At 60.3% G+C, this 14825-nt stretch carries 17 protein-coding genes; 9 read left to right on the top strand and 8 right to left on the bottom strand.

Annotated features, from left to right (window positions below):
• The first annotated feature begins 577 nt into the window (after nt 1-577).
• Together V1273_RS18560 and V1273_RS18565 are read left to right on the top strand one after the other, a co-directional pair.
• Nucleotides 578-811, top strand: coding sequence for a hypothetical protein (locus V1273_RS18560; RefSeq protein WP_334362769.1), 234 nt, complete (start codon nt 578-580; stop codon nt 809-811).
• Nucleotides 812-983: 172 nt separating this feature from the next.
• Nucleotides 984-1130 (top strand): hypothetical protein, encoded by a 147-nt coding sequence (locus tag V1273_RS18565; protein WP_334410508.1) that lies wholly within the window; start codon nt 984-986, stop codon nt 1128-1130.
• 306 nt (nt 1131-1436) lie between these two features.
• Here V1273_RS18565 and V1273_RS18570 read toward each other — a convergent pair whose 3' ends face one another.
• Nucleotides 1437-1586 carry a hypothetical protein gene (locus V1273_RS18570; protein ID WP_334410509.1) on the bottom strand — a complete coding sequence of 50 codons (150 nt, stop codon included), beginning with the start codon at nt 1584-1586 and terminating at the stop codon, nt 1437-1439.
• A 468-nt stretch (nt 1587-2054) separates the two neighbouring features.
• On the opposite strand from V1273_RS18570, the gene V1273_RS18575 reads away from it, so the two are divergent.
• Nucleotides 2055-2288: a hypothetical protein gene (locus V1273_RS18575; protein ID WP_028345985.1), complete on the top strand. Its 234-nt coding sequence runs from the start codon at nt 2055-2057 to the stop codon at nt 2286-2288.
• A 123-nt stretch (nt 2289-2411) separates the two neighbouring features.
• Here the strand turns inward: V1273_RS18575 and V1273_RS18580 are convergent, their stop codons facing one another.
• The gene (locus tag V1273_RS18580) at nt 2412-2804 is read right to left on the bottom strand and encodes a DUF6894 family protein (protein WP_334412321.1); all 393 of its coding nucleotides are present in this window, start codon (nt 2802-2804) and stop codon (nt 2412-2414) included.
• Nucleotides 2805-3170: 366 nt separating this feature from the next.
• Here V1273_RS18580 and V1273_RS18585 point away from each other — a divergent pair, with 366 nt between their 5' ends.
• The 4 genes from V1273_RS18585 (at nt 3171) to V1273_RS18600 (ending at nt 6162) form a co-directional block, all read left to right on the top strand.
• Nucleotides 3171-3365 (top strand): hypothetical protein, encoded by a 195-nt coding sequence (locus V1273_RS18585; protein WP_334362773.1) that lies wholly within the window; start codon nt 3171-3173, stop codon nt 3363-3365.
• A gap of 819 nt (nt 3366-4184) precedes the next feature.
• Entirely contained in the window at nt 4185-5069 is an 885-nt protein-coding gene (locus V1273_RS18590) for a class I SAM-dependent methyltransferase (protein ID WP_334410510.1), read from the top strand.
• The gene (locus V1273_RS18595) at nt 5066-5755 is read left to right on the top strand and encodes a glycosyltransferase family 2 protein (protein ID WP_334382159.1); all 690 of its coding nucleotides are present in this window, start codon (nt 5066-5068) and stop codon (nt 5753-5755) included. Before V1273_RS18590 ends, V1273_RS18595 begins: the two co-directional genes overlap by 4 nt.
• Nucleotides 5752-6162 carry a DUF2304 domain-containing protein gene (locus tag V1273_RS18600; protein WP_334382158.1) on the top strand — a complete coding sequence of 137 codons (411 nt, stop codon included), beginning with the start codon at nt 5752-5754 and terminating at the stop codon, nt 6160-6162. The genes V1273_RS18595 and V1273_RS18600 overlap by 4 nt, the downstream gene beginning before the upstream one ends.
• A 32-nt stretch (nt 6163-6194) precedes the next feature.
• Here V1273_RS18600 and V1273_RS18605 read toward each other — a convergent pair whose 3' ends face one another.
• The 3 genes from V1273_RS18605 to V1273_RS18615 all read right to left on the bottom strand — a co-directional run bounded on the left by V1273_RS18605 (nt 6195) and on the right by V1273_RS18615 (nt 10198).
• Nucleotides 6195-7889, bottom strand: a complete 1695-nt coding sequence (locus V1273_RS18605) for a hypothetical protein (protein WP_334410511.1) — start codon at nt 7887-7889, stop codon at nt 6195-6197.
• A gap of 444 nt (nt 7890-8333) precedes the next feature.
• Nucleotides 8334-9404 carry a glycoside hydrolase family 88/105 protein gene (locus tag V1273_RS18610; protein WP_334382156.1) on the bottom strand — a complete coding sequence of 357 codons (1071 nt, stop codon included), beginning with the start codon at nt 9402-9404 and terminating at the stop codon, nt 8334-8336.
• Between the two features lie 629 nt (nt 9405-10033).
• Complete coding sequence (locus V1273_RS18615; RefSeq protein ID WP_334362779.1) at nt 10034-10198, bottom strand: hypothetical protein; 165 nt, start codon at nt 10196-10198, stop codon at nt 10034-10036.
• 50 nt (nt 10199-10248) lie between these two features.
• On the opposite strand from V1273_RS18615, the gene V1273_RS18620 reads away from it, so the two are divergent.
• Together V1273_RS18620 and V1273_RS18625 are read left to right on the top strand one after the other, a co-directional pair.
• Nucleotides 10249-10587, top strand: a complete 339-nt coding sequence (locus V1273_RS18620) for a PilZ domain-containing protein (RefSeq protein WP_334362780.1) — start codon at nt 10249-10251, stop codon at nt 10585-10587.
• Nucleotides 10588-11013: 426 nt separating this feature from the next.
• The gene (locus V1273_RS18625) at nt 11014-11328 is read left to right on the top strand and encodes a hypothetical protein (RefSeq protein ID WP_334362781.1); all 315 of its coding nucleotides are present in this window, start codon (nt 11014-11016) and stop codon (nt 11326-11328) included.
• A 499-nt stretch (nt 11329-11827) separates the two neighbouring features.
• On the opposite strand, the gene V1273_RS18630 is transcribed toward V1273_RS18625, so the two are convergent.
• The 3 genes from V1273_RS18630 to V1273_RS18640 form a co-directional block, all read right to left on the bottom strand.
• Entirely contained in the window at nt 11828-12250 is a 423-nt protein-coding gene (locus tag V1273_RS18630) for a response regulator (protein ID WP_334382155.1), read from the bottom strand.
• Nucleotides 12251-12318: 68 nt separating this feature from the next.
• Entirely contained in the window at nt 12319-14157 is a 1839-nt protein-coding gene (locus V1273_RS18635) for a PAS domain S-box protein (protein WP_334410512.1), read from the bottom strand.
• A gap of 202 nt (nt 14158-14359) precedes the next feature.
• Nucleotides 14360-14752 (bottom strand): hypothetical protein, encoded by a 393-nt coding sequence (locus V1273_RS18640; RefSeq protein WP_334362784.1) that lies wholly within the window; start codon nt 14750-14752, stop codon nt 14360-14362.
• Nucleotides 14753-14825: the final 73 nt, after the last annotated feature.

Raw genomic sequence — 14825 nt, forward strand, 5'->3', positions numbered from 1 at the left:
GCTGAACTGACTGGGTGTGACAGGCACGAAGATAGCCGGCCTTTATGCAGGAGCGCGAACCGGGGCCGCGGGAATTCATAGAGATTGACGTACGAGATTGACGGTACCGAACTCGGCAAACCGGCCGACTATTCCATCCCCTCAAGCTCGCGAACGTCCCATAGTGAAACTGCCAGGATAATGAGCGATGGCGTCCACGCGAGCATGGCTCCAAATGCTATCGCTTGCAAAGTGGTCATGGATCTTTCCCAAATTTCCACTCACGACTAACATCAGGAAACTAATTTGAACCTTCAGTTTGACCAGAACATCAGTTTGACCAGAAGTTGCCAACACCAAGCCTTTTCTGCGCGAAGAGTTCCCCGCTTGGTGTGACTTTTCGGGAACAATTGTGTGTGCGATGCAGTGCTCCCAAACAAGCGTGGCGCCGACGTCAGGCCGCCCTTCGATCACGCTGGGGTGTCAAATTTCCTCCAAGTGTCGCCCAACGGGCAGACAGTGATTTGAATTAAATATTATTATCATCTCAAATTAAATCAGGATAACTCTCATCTAAATTGCCGGTTCGGAGGCAGTCATGGATGACCGCGAGCAACAAGAGACCGAAGACCGCCGAAAATTTCTGATTTCGGCTGGCAGGTTTGCAGCCGTAACACCCCCAGCAATAACGCTGCTGCTATCGACCTCTCTCACCTCCGATGCGGTCGCGCATTCTGGCGCGAACGGCCATTGGGGGCCGAAAGGCAACAACGGCAACGGCAACGGCGGCGGCGACGGCAGCCCAAACGGCAAGCCTGACAAGTATCGCTAGGTAGCGAGTATCGACCGCCGATATCAGACGACTTTTTGAGCCAACCAGTTCTGGGGACCAGCTGCCCAACCCCAACCCGGAAGAAGGCAGCCCCAGTTTCTTCCGCAGCGCTGGTGCCGTTTTCTTTAGATGCATACAAGGTCTGCGGCCATCAAGCTGTGTGGAGAGACCATTGACCGTTTTTGTCTACGTCAACACGACCAAGCAGGTTGGCAACCCAGAGCACGTCAAGGTCTTCGCCACCACCACCGTCGCGGAAAGCTGGTTCGAGGAAAATGATCCCGAAGGCGTGGCCTTCGAGTATGAGGTTCTGGAGTGAACAGCATCGGCAGCAGGTTCCGCAAGCAGCCCCTGCCCACGTCAGGATAAATAGGCAACGACTTAGGAACTTATCATCGCGAGAGTGGTATCCTTCGATCACTGGGTGCAGGGTGAGCGTAGGAGGGGCTGATGAGGGCTAAAGTCCAAATTCCAAGCTACTACCTGTATCAATTAGACAAAGATAACACTGAGATACTCCGAAAGTTTGCGGAGCTCGCGACTCTGCGGGAACTGGTTCGACAAAAAGAGGCAGCCCTGCGCGCGGAGCGAGCGTATCGCGAAAGATCGACGACTATGTTGCCGATTAAGGCCGGCGATCCTTCCCGCCGTCACTATCGGACGGCTGGTTGAGTTGACGTATTCGATCTTCCAGCAGCTTCTTCCTGGCGGTCAATTTTTCACGAAGAACTGACTGCATCAGTTGGTGAAGCTCGAACAGTTCTTCAATCGACATTGACTCCCACTCACTAGGCATGACGCGTCTCCGCGATCACGAAAAGCAATTGATTGTTGCTCACGATATCGAAACTTCAGAGATATGGGAGAGAGGCTCAGTCGCAACGCACAGAAAGTATTAAATTAGGATCTACGGTTCGAGAACCTGACCGCGCGCCCTAAGCTGGCAAACGTGAAGAAAAATTGGCCCTGGCGCGGGGATCGCGCCGGGGCCATCGGAGTATTCCATTCCAGTCAGCCAGACAGCGTAGTGGGCACCCGTCTGGCGCTCCCAAATGGACGGGAAAATCTGGCAATGTCTGCTGAATAGTCAACAGAGCGGTGAACATGAGGGCGGACAATGAAACTAGTTCCGCCGCTTGTACGCTCGGGGTGGAAAGCGCCAAATGATCGCCTAGGAACCACTCGGTTGCCCCGCAAGTTTCTACCACGTGTCAACTTGTTTGACTTTGCACAGGGGCGTTTGATGAAGGAGCTCTCTGCGCTCGAGTTGGCCATAGCGTCAAGCCTAATGGCCGGCGCCATGCAAGCGGCAATGCTTCAGTCGATGGTCCGCAATAATCTCATTACCGCCGAGGAAGGCCATGAGATCTACGAGCAGGCACTTTTGATGCTTGAGACTAACCAGACCATGACTTCCTCGCCAGACGTGTTCGAGGCCGCTCGCGAACTGATCGAGCAACATCTTCGGAGTTCATAGACCAATCGGCCGCCTATTCGGAAAGTTATTGGTCTACCGCAAGGCGGATCCGACACATGACGCCTGTTGCTCGTCCTCGGCCACACTCCACAATCGGCAACTTCACCTGCGGAACCGTTGTCGTCACGGACTTCGATTGCCCATTTGGTGCCCCGCCCCGGCGTCGTTCTTTCTGATCGCGTCCCGTGCCATGTCGGCTAGTGAGCGGGCGGCTTCTTCCTGCACCCGCTCACTGCCAAGAAGTTCCAGTCCTTCGTCGTCGGGGGCGAGATCGTCGCCCTCTCTCAAGTCAAAGTGGTAGCGCGGCGTCGGCACCGCCTCCGCCCCAAAGGTAGAACTGGAAAATCGGAAGTTGTTCACGCGCACAAGCACGCGGCGAAAAAGAACGAGGCCCCGGGGATGCCTAGGAGTTCCAGTTGCCCTCAGGATAAGGCCCTGGATCACCGATACTTTTTCGTCTTTGCCGTTCGTAGCCGTTGTTGCCCCTTGGCCCGCCACCCGTATGCGCGATTGCATCCGAGGTCAGAGCAGTTGAAAGCAGCAGCGTAATTGCGGGGGCGTCACGGCTGCAAACGACCAGCTGAGATTAGGAACTGGCGCCGGTCTTCGATCTGCTCGCGATCGTCCATCGCGAGCGCTCTCTTTTCGGAATGAAAATATTAATTCCACCATTTAAGGGGCAGCAATATGAAAGGGAGCTGTTTAATCATATTATATGACGCTTCGGAACCATGTTTATTTGGGCGTCCAGCCATTTCGAGCCGCCATACATGCTTTCGCTCATATTTGTCCAGCCATGTGTAACAAAGCGGGCAGACCTTCACGCGCCCACGGGAATAACCTGCAAGGTTCTGAGTGGTGCGTTGGTGAGAGGATTAAAAGATGAATCAGTTTATTTTATCTGAGCAGCGTCTCTCGCAAATAGACCTCGATCTTTCCCACCGCATGGCCGAACTTCAAAAGCTCAGAGAAGCGGTCCGTCTTGCAGAGGCGCTGCAAGCGTCAACGGCGCAAAGGCGCCCCCGACCTTCACCGAGCGACACCGCTTCTTACACCGAATCTCGATTGGCGGTTTAGTTAGATCGACGGCTTCACCCGCCGAGTGGGCTTCGCGCTTGCTAAATCGCTCCGCGGCTGGTTGAACTGATGAAATCGATCTTCTAGCGCTGCCCTTTTGGCGAGCAGTTCTTCGCGGAAAAACTGACTGCATCGGTTGGTGCAGCTCGAACATTTTTTCAATCGACATTGACTCCCACTCACTCCGCATGACGCACCCTGGCGATCATGAAACCATTTGAATTATTGCTCGCGAAGAAACTTCAGAGAAGAGATATGGGAGAGAGGCTCAGTCTCAATGCACTGAAGAAAACGATCCTGACCGCGTAGCCCGTCATAAGAGCTGTCTGTGGTGAATAAAAATGGTCCCAGCGCAGGGTCAGGCCATACAAAGTATTCCCCCACTTTCAAACAACCAGACAGGGTAGCGGGTACCCCGTCTTACGCTCTCATACAGGCGGACAATCTGGCAATATCTGTCGAATGGTCAACAGAGCGGTGAACAACGCAATTGAGCGCCATCCTCTGAACAGGACTGCGGCAGCGCTCCGCATTCGCGCGCCCTCAGCCGTCGCGGGCATCCGCGCCGCATTATACGATGCCACGTGTGAATCGGCGCGCTCTGCCCACACCAATCGGTGTCCAAGGTTGACCCCTGCGCGTTGCACCTAACCATCTGAAGCATTGTCGAAATAAGACTCTGACCAGGGTCACGGTCGGACGCCGAAAGGGTCAATATTCGAAGTCCAGACACAGGAAAGCAACCTGCGACCCCGTGGCTGTTCGCCAAGCGGAACAGTTCGGCATCGGAGGCGTTTTTTTCGCGCTGGAGAAACGTCGTTGGGGACGCATGTGCTGATGCGAAACGACCGCGCTGCGTTTACGCTTAAGTGTCCCGCGTGCAGTCGGGCGACGCCACATCGGTTTCTTTACGTCAAGAACGGTTGCGACATCTTTCAATGTCGGGACTGTGGACTGGGACGCACCGAGGCATCGAGCTTCGATCCCCTCGCCTATTATGACGACGGCTACTTTTCCGGCCGTCAGTCCGACGGCTACGCCGATTATCGCGGCGCCGAACCCGTGCTACGGCGCGAGTTCGCCCGCACGGTCGAGTTCATCCAGCACCGCAAGCCACGGGGCCGCCTGCTCGAGATCGGTTGCGCCTACGGCTTCTTTCTCGATGAAGCTCGCCGCGCGGGATTTGAGGTGCGCGGCATCGAGCCGGCGGGCCAGGCTGCTGCCCATGCTGGCGATCTCGGCTTGAACGTCATCTGCGGCCTGCTGAACGAAGCGACTCTCGAGTCGCTTGGCACCCTGGATGTTATCGTCCTCCTCGACGTCATTGAGCATCTGCCCGATCCGCAGGAAGCCCTCGCCCTACTCGCGGACCATCTCCGGCCGGACGGAATCATCGTGCTGACGACCGGAGACTTCGGTTCCTTGGCGGCGCGGTCGACCGGCGCGCACTGGCGCCTGATGACGCCTCCCCAGCACCTGTGGTTCTTCAATCGCGCCAGCATCGCGTCTCTGGCCCATTCGGTCGGCCTTCGCGTCGAGAGTTCCGATTACCCCTGGAAATTCGTGCCGTTCTCGCTGATCGCCTTCCAGGTCGGTCGCATGCTCGGTCGCAAGTTCGCGGCCAGCCCGACCGGCAACCGGTTCGCCATTCCGGTGAACCTGTTTGACGCGATGCGCGTGGTCTTGAGCAAGGCGCCACCATGACCGGCCGGATTCGCAATCCCTGGGTCGTTGTTGCGGCGTACAATGAAGCGCCGGTGGTTGGCAGCGTCGTGTCCGGTATTCGCCGCGCCGGATACGCGGTCGTCGTGGTCGATGATGGCTCCAGTGACCGGACCGGCGACGTCGCGTTGCTCGCAGGCGCGGTCGTCGTCCGGCATCCGGTCAACCTCGGACAGGGCGCCGCGCTGCAGACCGGTATCGACTACGCCCTCGAGCAGCGTGCGGATGCGCTCGTCACGTTCGACGCCGACGGCCAGCATTCCCCCGTGGCCATCGCGGCGCTGCTCGCGGCGATCGAGCAGCCCGGCATCGATTTCGCGCTCGGCAGCCGCTTTCTCGCCGGCGCGACGGCAAATCTGCCGGTGTCGCGCCGTATCCTGCTCAGCACCGCGCTTTGGTTCACGCGCGCGAGCACCGGACTGCCGGTCACCGATACCCACAACGGCCTACGGGCGATGACCGCGCGCGGCGCCCGCGCGATCTCCTTGCGACAGAACCGAATGGCGCACGCGTCCGAGATCCTGCACCAGATCGCGCAGAGCCGCCTGCGCTTTGTCGAGGTGCCGGTGAACATCGAGTACAGCGCCTATTCGCTGGCCAAGGGTCAACGCATCACCGATGCGCTGGCCATCCTGATCGATCTGTTTGCGCGGAGGCTCTACCGATGATCGCGCAGCTATTGTTGACCGCCTTTCTGGCGTTGGTTCTGGTCTACGCCTGGTCGGAGCATCGGACAGTGCCGATCATCGGCCCGCTCGCGAGCGGCGCCGCGCTCGCCGGCCTCTACTTCGTCTGGGTGCCGGAGCATGCCACCGCGCTTGCGGCCTTCGTGGGAATCGGCCGCGGCTCCGACCTCATCGTCTACACCTGGGTCGTGATCAGCCTGCTCATCATGCTCAACTTGCATCTCAAGTTGCGGCTCCAGCTCGATATGATCACGCGTCTGGCGCGCGCCGTCGCGATCAATCGCGCCAAGGAGAGCCGGCGTGAGGCAGGCCCGCCGCGAAAACGGCGGCCGGTCATGTTGGGCCGAAAGGCCGAGGCGCCCCCGATCGAATTGCAGGCGAAGAAATAGATCCCATTGTCAAGTCACGCCCGGAGTTGGCGTCACTCGCCGAGCCCGCGATTGGCGTAGATCCGGGCGAACGGGCGGCCAAATCGTGTGACCTCATCAACCAGTACGGCCGACGTGCCGTCGGCACAAGGCCAGCGCTCGGTGGCGATCAGGTAGTCCGCCTTGTGCAGATCGGTTTCGGCAATCCAGTTGCGACGGAACATCACGCCGGCCAGTTGCTCGCGCCAGCCCAGGCAGACCAGCACGCGCGGTGGATCGCCCGCGAACCGGCCTTCGGCGTCAATTCGACCCTCGAGGCGGCGCAGCGCCTCGGGAGCCGCCATGCCCCAATAGTCGAGGTCGAATCGGCCGTAAGCGCCGGCGACGCCGCCTGCCACACTGTTCATCGCGATATATTCGAGCGGATGCAGGATGACGAGCGTCACCACGATGACGGCCGTGTGCGCGACCCCGAGGGCCGCGGGCACAATCGGGCGGCGTCGCAAGAAGGGCAAAAGGCTCGTCAGCCCGCGCGCGGCCACGATGGCGAGCATTGGGATCACGAACAATATGTGGCGGACACCGTCATAGAGCGTCGAGCCCTGCAGGATGAGCACCCCGATGGGCCCGAACGCCGCCACGCTGACGACCAGCACCGCGCGCGATCCTGCGAGCTCGGCCGCGACCGGTCGCAATCCCACGACGCCGGACCGACGCAGGGCGCCGAGGGCGGCGCCCGTCCACGACCCTGCAGCACTGATCCAGACCGCCATGCCGAGCAACAGCAGCGCCAAAAAACCCTCGGGCAAACGCGCCAGAAGCTGTCCGGGGATGTACCAGGCGGGCAGCTTATCGGTGAACGTGCGCTGGCCCCAGTTCTGGAATTCGAACGAGGTGTCGAGCGGAGCAAAGTGCCGATAGGCCTCGAGGAATTGTGTGAGCGGATGTCCAATCTGCAACCACGGCCAGAGCGCGATCGCCGTCAGCCAGGCGACGAGGATGGCGAGCAGCGTATGCAAGGCGATCTGGCGCAATTGGCCATAGCCCGCGCGGCCATGGCGCAGCAGCGCCTCGAGCGCGCACAGGCTCATGCCGCCGACGAGGTAGGCGTGCGTGATCACCCCGCCGGTGCGCGTCGCGATGGCAAGGCCAGTGGCAAGGCCGGTCGCAAGGGTCAGACGCCAGCTCGGCACCTCCTGCCGCACCATCAGGACGATCGCGAGCGTCGACCAGCTCATGGCGAACAGGAACGGCACGTCGATGGGGGCAAAGAACAGGTTGCCGTACAGGTAGCCGGTCAGCAAGCACAGGGTTAGCGCCGTCAACCCAGCCCAATGCCCGACCGTGAGCCGTGCCATCGGCACGACGGCGGCGAGCCCAGCGAGGCCAAACAGGAAGGTCATGGCGTGCCGGACCGTGATCGGGCTCGCGAGGTCAAGCGACTGCACGGCCGCGACGAGCATCTGAAACCACGGTCCATACATCCACAGATACTCTTCGACCGTCTCGAACTGAGATCGGTCCGCAAAGCCGCTCGTGTACCAGGCAAGCGCCTTGGGGCCGTAATCGTCGGTGTTGAATTCGTCGGTCGACAGCCCGTAATCCGCGGCGGTCGCAAGCCCGATGACCAAGGCCACGCTCAGCACAAGGAGCACGAGAAACGTCTCGGCATGGCGAGCAGCAAATGCGAGGCCGAGTTTCGGCCTCGCAAACCCAGAGCCGTCGCCATCCACCTGTTCAAGCGCCATGCATTGTCCTTAACCGGTTGCATGACAACGGCACTGGTGCCGCCTGGAAATGTGGTGGGAATTCGCGCGGCGGAGTCGCCACATCGCCACTACCACCAATCCGATCGAGCGACTGCACGAGGAGTTTCACGCGGCGGATCGAGGCGCAGACGGTTCTGCCATCGGCCGACACCGCCGCCTGCATCACATCAGGCGACACCCAGCTAAATCGCTTGATCGGGAACGAACCCCCAGCGCACCTCGAGTGTTGTCCTTGGCATCGGGATAACACTCCTGAAGGGAACTTTGTTCCGAAGTTCAAATCAGGTCTCCTAAGGCGATAGTAATGGCGATCCTTGTCACCGGAGGTGCCCGGATACATTGAAAGCCACATGGCGAATGCAGTCCTTCGCACCGTAGATGCGGCAATGCCGCGACCGCAACTAGTCCGCGCGAACTGTTGTGTTAATGGACGAGTTCAGATGCAGCCAACAAGAGAGCGCCAGACCCGTAGAGCTGGGTGTCTGTGATCTGAACGGCGTCCGGCTTGTCGCCGATCTGCTGCACGCGGCCGAGCCGGCCGTTAACCGTCGCCGATGCCAGAGCCCGCCAACCTCGTTCAATCACAGGACTAAACCGCTTTGCGTCGAGAAGTCCCATCCGCACCCCGGCGGCCAGGCCGTAGGTCAGGAGACCAGTGCAACTGGATTCTGGGGTGCCTACATCGGGCGGAGCGAGCAGCGACGTGGACCAGAAGCCATCCGGGCGCTGGAGGCTCGCTACCCGATCGGCGATCTCGACGAACAGGTTGACGTATTTCTCGTGCAGCGGGTCGCCGGAGCGCAGCTCGCGTAGGATATTGACAAGCCCAGCGAGCACCCAGCCGTTACCACGGCCCCACAATATCTTTTCGCCATGCGCACCAGTTTTCCCGATGAAGCGGCTATCGCGGTAGAACAGGTGCTCTTCGCTATCAAACAGGAAGTCTTTCGTGGCCCAGAATTCCTTGTCGGCATAGTCTCGGAAGCGCTGGTCCTTTTTGATGCGTGCAATGCCGAACCATGTCGCCGGCCCCATGAAGATGGCGTCGGACCAACACCATCGCTGTAGGCACTTCGCATTGTCGAATTCGAGCGGAACCAGCGGTGGGTGCTGCAAGATATACTCTAGCCGCTGCACTGTCGGCTCGATCATGCGTTCATCGCCGAAATGATCGTAGGCGGCTATGTAGACCTGCCCGATGGCGTGATCGTCGGCAAAGTAGATCGGGGGCGCCCAGTCGCTGTTGCCGATCTGCCAACCGGTGCGTTCTCCAAGCTCTCGGATCGCGTCGAAGTGTTTCATCTGACCTGGTGTGGCGGCCCATCTTGCGAGACCGATATAGAAGGCGGCACGCGTCCAATCAGTTTCAGGCGCCTGGGGTACTTCATGGAAGTGCGACATCTGCCAGCTCGCGACTTGCTGAGCCGTACTGCGTATGATTTCCGGCGCAAGTGAAGCGGTGAGCAGGATGGCCGCCAGTGCAATTGCTTTCATGCTTCTGTCCCTACACTGAACGAAAATGGCCCGCCAGCGTGACCGGCGGCAGCTTGGATCCGAGCATGGGCAAAGGAACGGTATTCACGGCGCCAATTTAACCCATGCAATCAAGACAGCGAGGAGCCGCCATGATGATCCGCTTTGCTTGCTTAGGGGCCTTCTTTGCAGCTTTTGCTCTTGCCGAACCAGCTTTGGCCGCGGGCAGATGTGGAGTCGGGTGCAGCAGCACGTCTGAAGGGGCCTGTGTCCGCGATGGATGGCAGCAAGGTTTGCCGGTCCGGAACGTGTGCCCGGCCACATCCCAGCCATCTCCGCCTTGCGGCCCATATTACCGATGGAGTCGGCAATCCATGATGTGCATACCGCGTTGAATCGACCGGTTAGCGGCCCCGGCAATACGCAACGCACCGGGGCCGCAGAGGCCCCCCGGCGGGGGCTTTGGGAGCATTGCCGGGGGGAACGTTCAAAATAGTCCGCCATCGGACCGTCGTCTGTACGGCCGCCGACAAAGAACACGCCCGCCAGCCTGAACCGGAAGGCTCTGCGCACGACGTTGCCGGACGACATGCGCAGAGCCATGCCACGCCAGGGCACTCCCCAAAAGGGCACTCCCCAAAATGGCTTATTCAGGCTGATTTCGATTCTTGGCAGAATTGGGCGCGATGCAGCGCCCGCAGAAAATTACCTTTGGAGAGATGCGCGAATCCGGCGTCTTCGGTGCCGTCGTGTTCTGCGGCGGTTATCACGGTAGCCATTCGACTGTCCTCGACGCCGATCGCCAGCGGAATCAAGTGCGGCTGTCAGGTCGTGCGGCAAGCGGAGCTCGGATGGGCGCCGCTATTTGAGAAAGCACGATGTGCCTGAAACCGGGTTCCTTCTTTGGACCGCTTTAAGAATTCAGTGCTACAAAGGCTGTATTTCAAAGTGGGTTATTGCGATGGTGGAAACTCGGATTGCTCCACGTGTTCGCGTGATGAAGCCTGCCAAGATCGATTACGGCGGCGACAAGTATCCTTGCATCGTTCGTGACATATCCAGCACGGGCGCGGCGCTAGACTTTTCCGAGCTGATCCGCATTCCCAATGAGTTCACATTGATCTTGCCGGATGACAAGCTAAAGCTGCCTTGTCGCGTTGTGTGGCGCAAGGAGTACAGACTTGGCGTGGTCTTCGACCTGTAGCTCTATGCAGCCGTTTGGCGCCCGATGTCCGGCTGCGCTACCCTCGCCGGCGTTGGCTTGCCGCCCGAAATAGTTATGACGCTCTTCGCTTTCGGGCTAGCAATTCGAAGCGGACAAGAATAGCCGTGCAAGCGGCCAGCGCGGTCAAAGCCATCAAGAGAACCGTCGTGAGCATGGCAAATCTCCAGCCCGATGATTCGCAATTTCTTAAACTCTGAACTATCTCAACCGAATCCTTAAGAAAAAGTTAACGCCCCGGATTCTATGGGGCCGTTGCTCAGCTCGGGCATCCGGACTGAGCCTGCCCGGGAGCACCTCTAATGCGGACACCCTCCCGGCGGTCGTCTTGTTTCTGGCAAGCTCCTTGCTCTCTGCACAGCATTACCAAGTGTCGCTGCCAGCGATGTGCCATTGCGGAGCAAACAAATGAACCAGCCCCAATTCGAGACAGCGGATCTACGACATCTTGTTCGCGCTCAGGCCAAGGGACAGGCCATGGCAGAGCGCAAGCGGCTCGCAACGGACGACGCGCGGAGGCGGAGGCGTCAACAGACCGAAGCAATGCTAATCGATATCAAGAACGCCCTCCGCTTGCTTGATCAAAGCATTGAGGCTGAACTACAGAAAAGTCCGACGAGAGATCCTCATCACTTTGCATTTCCGATGACGGTGAGAGCTTTGACCACGCGCCGTGAAAATCTTAAATCGACTATTGCGCTGCTTTTGCTTGAGCTCACCTAGAGCGACCGCGGACGCGCAATAGTATGACCAAACAGCACACCGCGGGGGGCCGCCGCCCTCCCCTTTGCCATTTAGCCCCGCTGTTCCTCGCCAAACGTCAAATTCGAAGATTGCTCGACCGCTGCCTGAAACAAACGGCTGCATACCTTGTTATTAACGAAAACAGGGAACGCCACCGTGCAATTCTTTTTCAACCTCATCTGGAACCGGTCACGCGACAGGCTCCTCGCTGCAATGGATAGGCGGGAGGCCGAACAATGATCGAGCTCTCAGCGATCCTCGCCCTGATTAGCATCGGGATCTTCGCCGCCCACGCGCTGGATGCCTACCGCACCGACTAGCGCGCGAGCGGAGAAACAAGACGTCGTCAGGCGCCGCGGCAACGTTTGTTGAACGTCTGCTGCCCTTATCGATGTCCTGTCCGATGGAGGTCCGCGGCCGCCGGACCGGTGAGTTCCGAGCGCGGCTTTAGCCAAACCAGTCGGGCGCGACGCCTCCGCTACGGCCGGCGCAACTGCGCGAGAGCCTCGACGACCACCGATACCAGCGACGCCATGGTGTACGGCTTCGGCAGCCATCCGAGCGGGGCGTAGGGCTCGGCGCGCCCGCGCGTGTACACATCGTCGTGAGCGGTCGCAAAGATGCACCGAATGGCGAAGTCCTGATAGAGTTGTCGTGCGGCGTCGATACCGTCGCGGGTGCTGGCCAGGCGAATATCCATCACGGCAAGCGTCGGTTGGGCCTCGCTGGCGAGCGCGACGGCTTCCTCGGCGGTCGTGGCCGGACCGACAACTTCAAAGCCGGCAGCCGTCAGCGCAACTTCGGTCTGCAAGGCGATCAGGAAATCATCCTCGACGACAAGAACCCTGGGCGGGCCCTGCGTGTCTTCTAAGCGCTGGGTCTGTTCGGCAGGTGGTAACAAGTTCCGATCCGGTTCGGATGGCAACGCAAAATGACCCGCGCTTTGCGGATGCCTCATCGGTCACCGCTTTAGATTTTAGCGGCGGGGAAATCCAGGCACGCCCGCGATGGATTTTTCGTGATGTGAAGCGTTCCATGGAGCTGGCGTGCGAGGCCGAGTACGAGCCGGAGCCCGGACGAGGTCTTGCGCACTGCCTCCAGGTCGAACCCCTCGCCGTCGTCCTCGACACAGAGCGCCAGCCGTTCGTCCTGTCTGGTCAGGCTGACGCGAACGGCCTGCCTCGCATAGTCCCTGATGCCGTGCTTCACGGCGTTTGTCAGCAGTTCGTTCAATATCAATGCCAGCGGCATCGCTATGTCGTTGGAAAGCGCGCCGCGCGCCGCGCCACACTCAATTCGTGCATCCAGCGGCAGCAACTGCCGAATGGTTTGACAAACCGCCGGCAGAAATTCCTCCGCAGCGAAGCAGGTGGCATCGCTTCGGCCGTACAGCACACGCTGCGCCGCAGCCATGGCCGCGATCCGTGCGCTAGCTTCTTTCAGGACTTTGCGTGCCTCCTCGCTGGGTGCGGTCCTCGCCGCGGAGAAAAGCAGCGACTGCAGCATCTGCATGTTGTTCTTGGTGCGATGATTGAGTTCATCGAGCAAAAGCCGTTGCTGGGTTTCCGCTTGCCGTCGCTCGCTGATATCAACCAGCATGTTGATGGCGCCGGTGATCTGGCCGGAAGTGTCCCGCAGCGGCGTCGGGAACGGAATGAACGGCACCCGCGTCCCGTCCGGCCGTTCTGCAACTGCTTCGGCGCCGCGCACGGCGCGTCCTTCCTTCAGCGCAACCGCCATCGGGCACTCGTCGTGCGGAAGCGGCGTGCCGTCGGGGTTGAACAGCTTCCATGTGACACACCATTCGTCGCTGCCGAGCGCCGGCGTCCGCCCCGAGAACTCGACTGCGGCCGGATTGAAATAGGTAATTTTCCCTTGCGCGTCGGTCGTGTAGACCGCAGCGGGAATCGCCCCGAGCAATTCCGAAAGACGCTGCTCGCTCTCCCGCAGCTTGCGTTCGGCTTGCTTGCGATCGGTGATGTCGCGGGCGATCTTCGACGCGCCGACGATAGTTCCGGCGCGGTCGCGCACGGGCGAGACGGTCAGCGAGATGTCCACAAGGCTCCCGTCCTTCCGCCGGCGAACCGTTTCGTAATGGTGGATGCGCTCGCCTCGCCGTATGCGCGCGAGGATCCCGGGCTCCTCGTTTTCGCGTCCTGGCGGAAAAAGAATCGTCACGGGATCGCCGAGGACCTCGCCGGCGGTATAGCCGAACAGCCGCTCGGCGCCCGAATTCCAAGTCCTGATGATCCCGTCGAGATCCTTGCTGATGATCGCGTCGTCGGAGGATTCCACGATCGACGCGAGTTGCTGCGCACGGTCTTCGGCGGCGCACCGCGCCTGTTCGGCTTGCTTGCGGGCGCTGATGTCATGCTGAGCGCGCACCGCGTAGAGGAAATTTCCCGACGCATCGCAAACGCTTGAGGATGTGACCTCCGCCCAGACGTATGACCCGTCCTTGCGCGCGAGACGCGTTTCGACGGTGTAGCGATCGATTTCGCCCGCGATCTGTCGTCTGAACTGCGCGAGATCCTGCGCGACGTCCTGTGGCGAGGTCTCGTCAAAGATGGAACGGCCGAGCAAGTCGGCCGCTTCTCGTCCCACCAGATCGCAGGCCTTCTGGTTGACGCGCAGCATCCGTCCAGCCTCATCGATCTCGACGATGCCGAAGCCGACATATTCGTAGGCGACAGCCAGCCGGTCTTCGTGCGCCGGCCGCCATTCATCGCGAGGCAGATGAGGCACGTCCAGGAAGGCGGACCGGCCTGGCTGGGAGAAAGTCTTGGCCGTCCGTCGCTGGATGTTCATTCCCGCCATCCCTGCCGAAGGGCAATATTGCGTTGCACGATACTCGGAGTCGGCACATGGAGGGACCAGCACGCACGACCACTGAGCGCTTGACGTTGGACAAATCCGGCAAGAGAAAATTTGTTCCTAGCTGTGGCCGGGCACGGAAATGTCAGTCTTCCGGCGCGCTTCGCTTCCCGCAGGATGGATCGCAATTTGATTGCTAGCACCCGCGGCAGATCCCGGTGAACCTACTCACCTCCGGCCGCCCCCGTGGCCGAACCGGCGCCTTACGCGGGGCCTTGCGCGCACTGATGATCCGCTGCGAGGCGCTTGGATATGGCGGCGTTACGACACGTGCGCGCGGCGCTTCGACTGAGCCGTAGGAGACGGCCGGCGGCGGGGGGTTGGGGCGGAGCGGTGGCACGTTCGCGGCATTGCCGATGCCGCTGGGATCGGAGAGCGCCCTGGGGTTGGCCGGTCCGAACGGCACGCCCGATATCGGCGAATTGCCGGCGCCAGCCGAGCCGGCGGGCGGCGTCAGTTGTGCGAATGCCTTTACGGGAACGGTCAGGCTGAGCGCCACGAAGAGAACAAGCGCCGGATTGCGGGACATCTAGGTCTCTCCAGGAGGCTCCCACTCAACGAACATATAGGGCGCGCGTTCCTCAGCTTCCAGGCGAGCCCAT

This window comes from Bradyrhizobium sp. AZCC 1721 (assembly GCF_036924715.1).
Classification (GTDB): Bacteria; Pseudomonadota; Alphaproteobacteria; order Rhizobiales; family Xanthobacteraceae; genus Bradyrhizobium.

Coding starts and splice junctions, on each gene's coding strand:
- V1273_RS18575 (WP_028345985.1), top strand. CDS start 2,055: ATGAAGGAGCTCTCTGCGCTCGAGTTGGCCATAGCGTCAAGCCTAATG.
- V1273_RS18560 (WP_334362769.1), top strand. CDS start 578: ATGGATGACCGCGAGCAACAAGAGACCGAAGACCGCCGAAAATTTCTG.
- V1273_RS18585 (WP_334362773.1), top strand. CDS start 3,171: ATGAATCAGTTTATTTTATCTGAGCAGCGTCTCTCGCAAATAGACCTC.
- V1273_RS18595 (WP_334382159.1), top strand. CDS start 5,066: ATGACCGGCCGGATTCGCAATCCCTGGGTCGTTGTTGCGGCGTACAAT.
- V1273_RS18600 (WP_334382158.1), top strand. CDS start 5,752: ATGATCGCGCAGCTATTGTTGACCGCCTTTCTGGCGTTGGTTCTGGTC.
- V1273_RS18625 (WP_334362781.1), top strand. CDS start 11,014: ATGAACCAGCCCCAATTCGAGACAGCGGATCTACGACATCTTGTTCGC.
- V1273_RS18635 (WP_334410512.1), bottom strand. CDS start 14,157: ATGAACATCCAGCGACGGACGGCCAAGACTTTCTCCCAGCCAGGCCGG.
- V1273_RS18580 (WP_334412321.1), bottom strand. CDS start 2,804: ATGCAATCGCGCATACGGGTGGCGGGCCAAGGGGCAACAACGGCTACG.
- V1273_RS18610 (WP_334382156.1), bottom strand. CDS start 9,404: ATGAAAGCAATTGCACTGGCGGCCATCCTGCTCACCGCTTCACTTGCG.
- V1273_RS18605 (WP_334410511.1), bottom strand. CDS start 7,889: ATGGCGCTTGAACAGGTGGATGGCGACGGCTCTGGGTTTGCGAGGCCG.
- V1273_RS18640 (WP_334362784.1), bottom strand. CDS start 14,752: ATGTCCCGCAATCCGGCGCTTGTTCTCTTCGTGGCGCTCAGCCTGACC.
- V1273_RS18570 (WP_334410509.1), bottom strand. CDS start 1,586: ATGTCGATTGAAGAACTGTTCGAGCTTCACCAACTGATGCAGTCAGTT.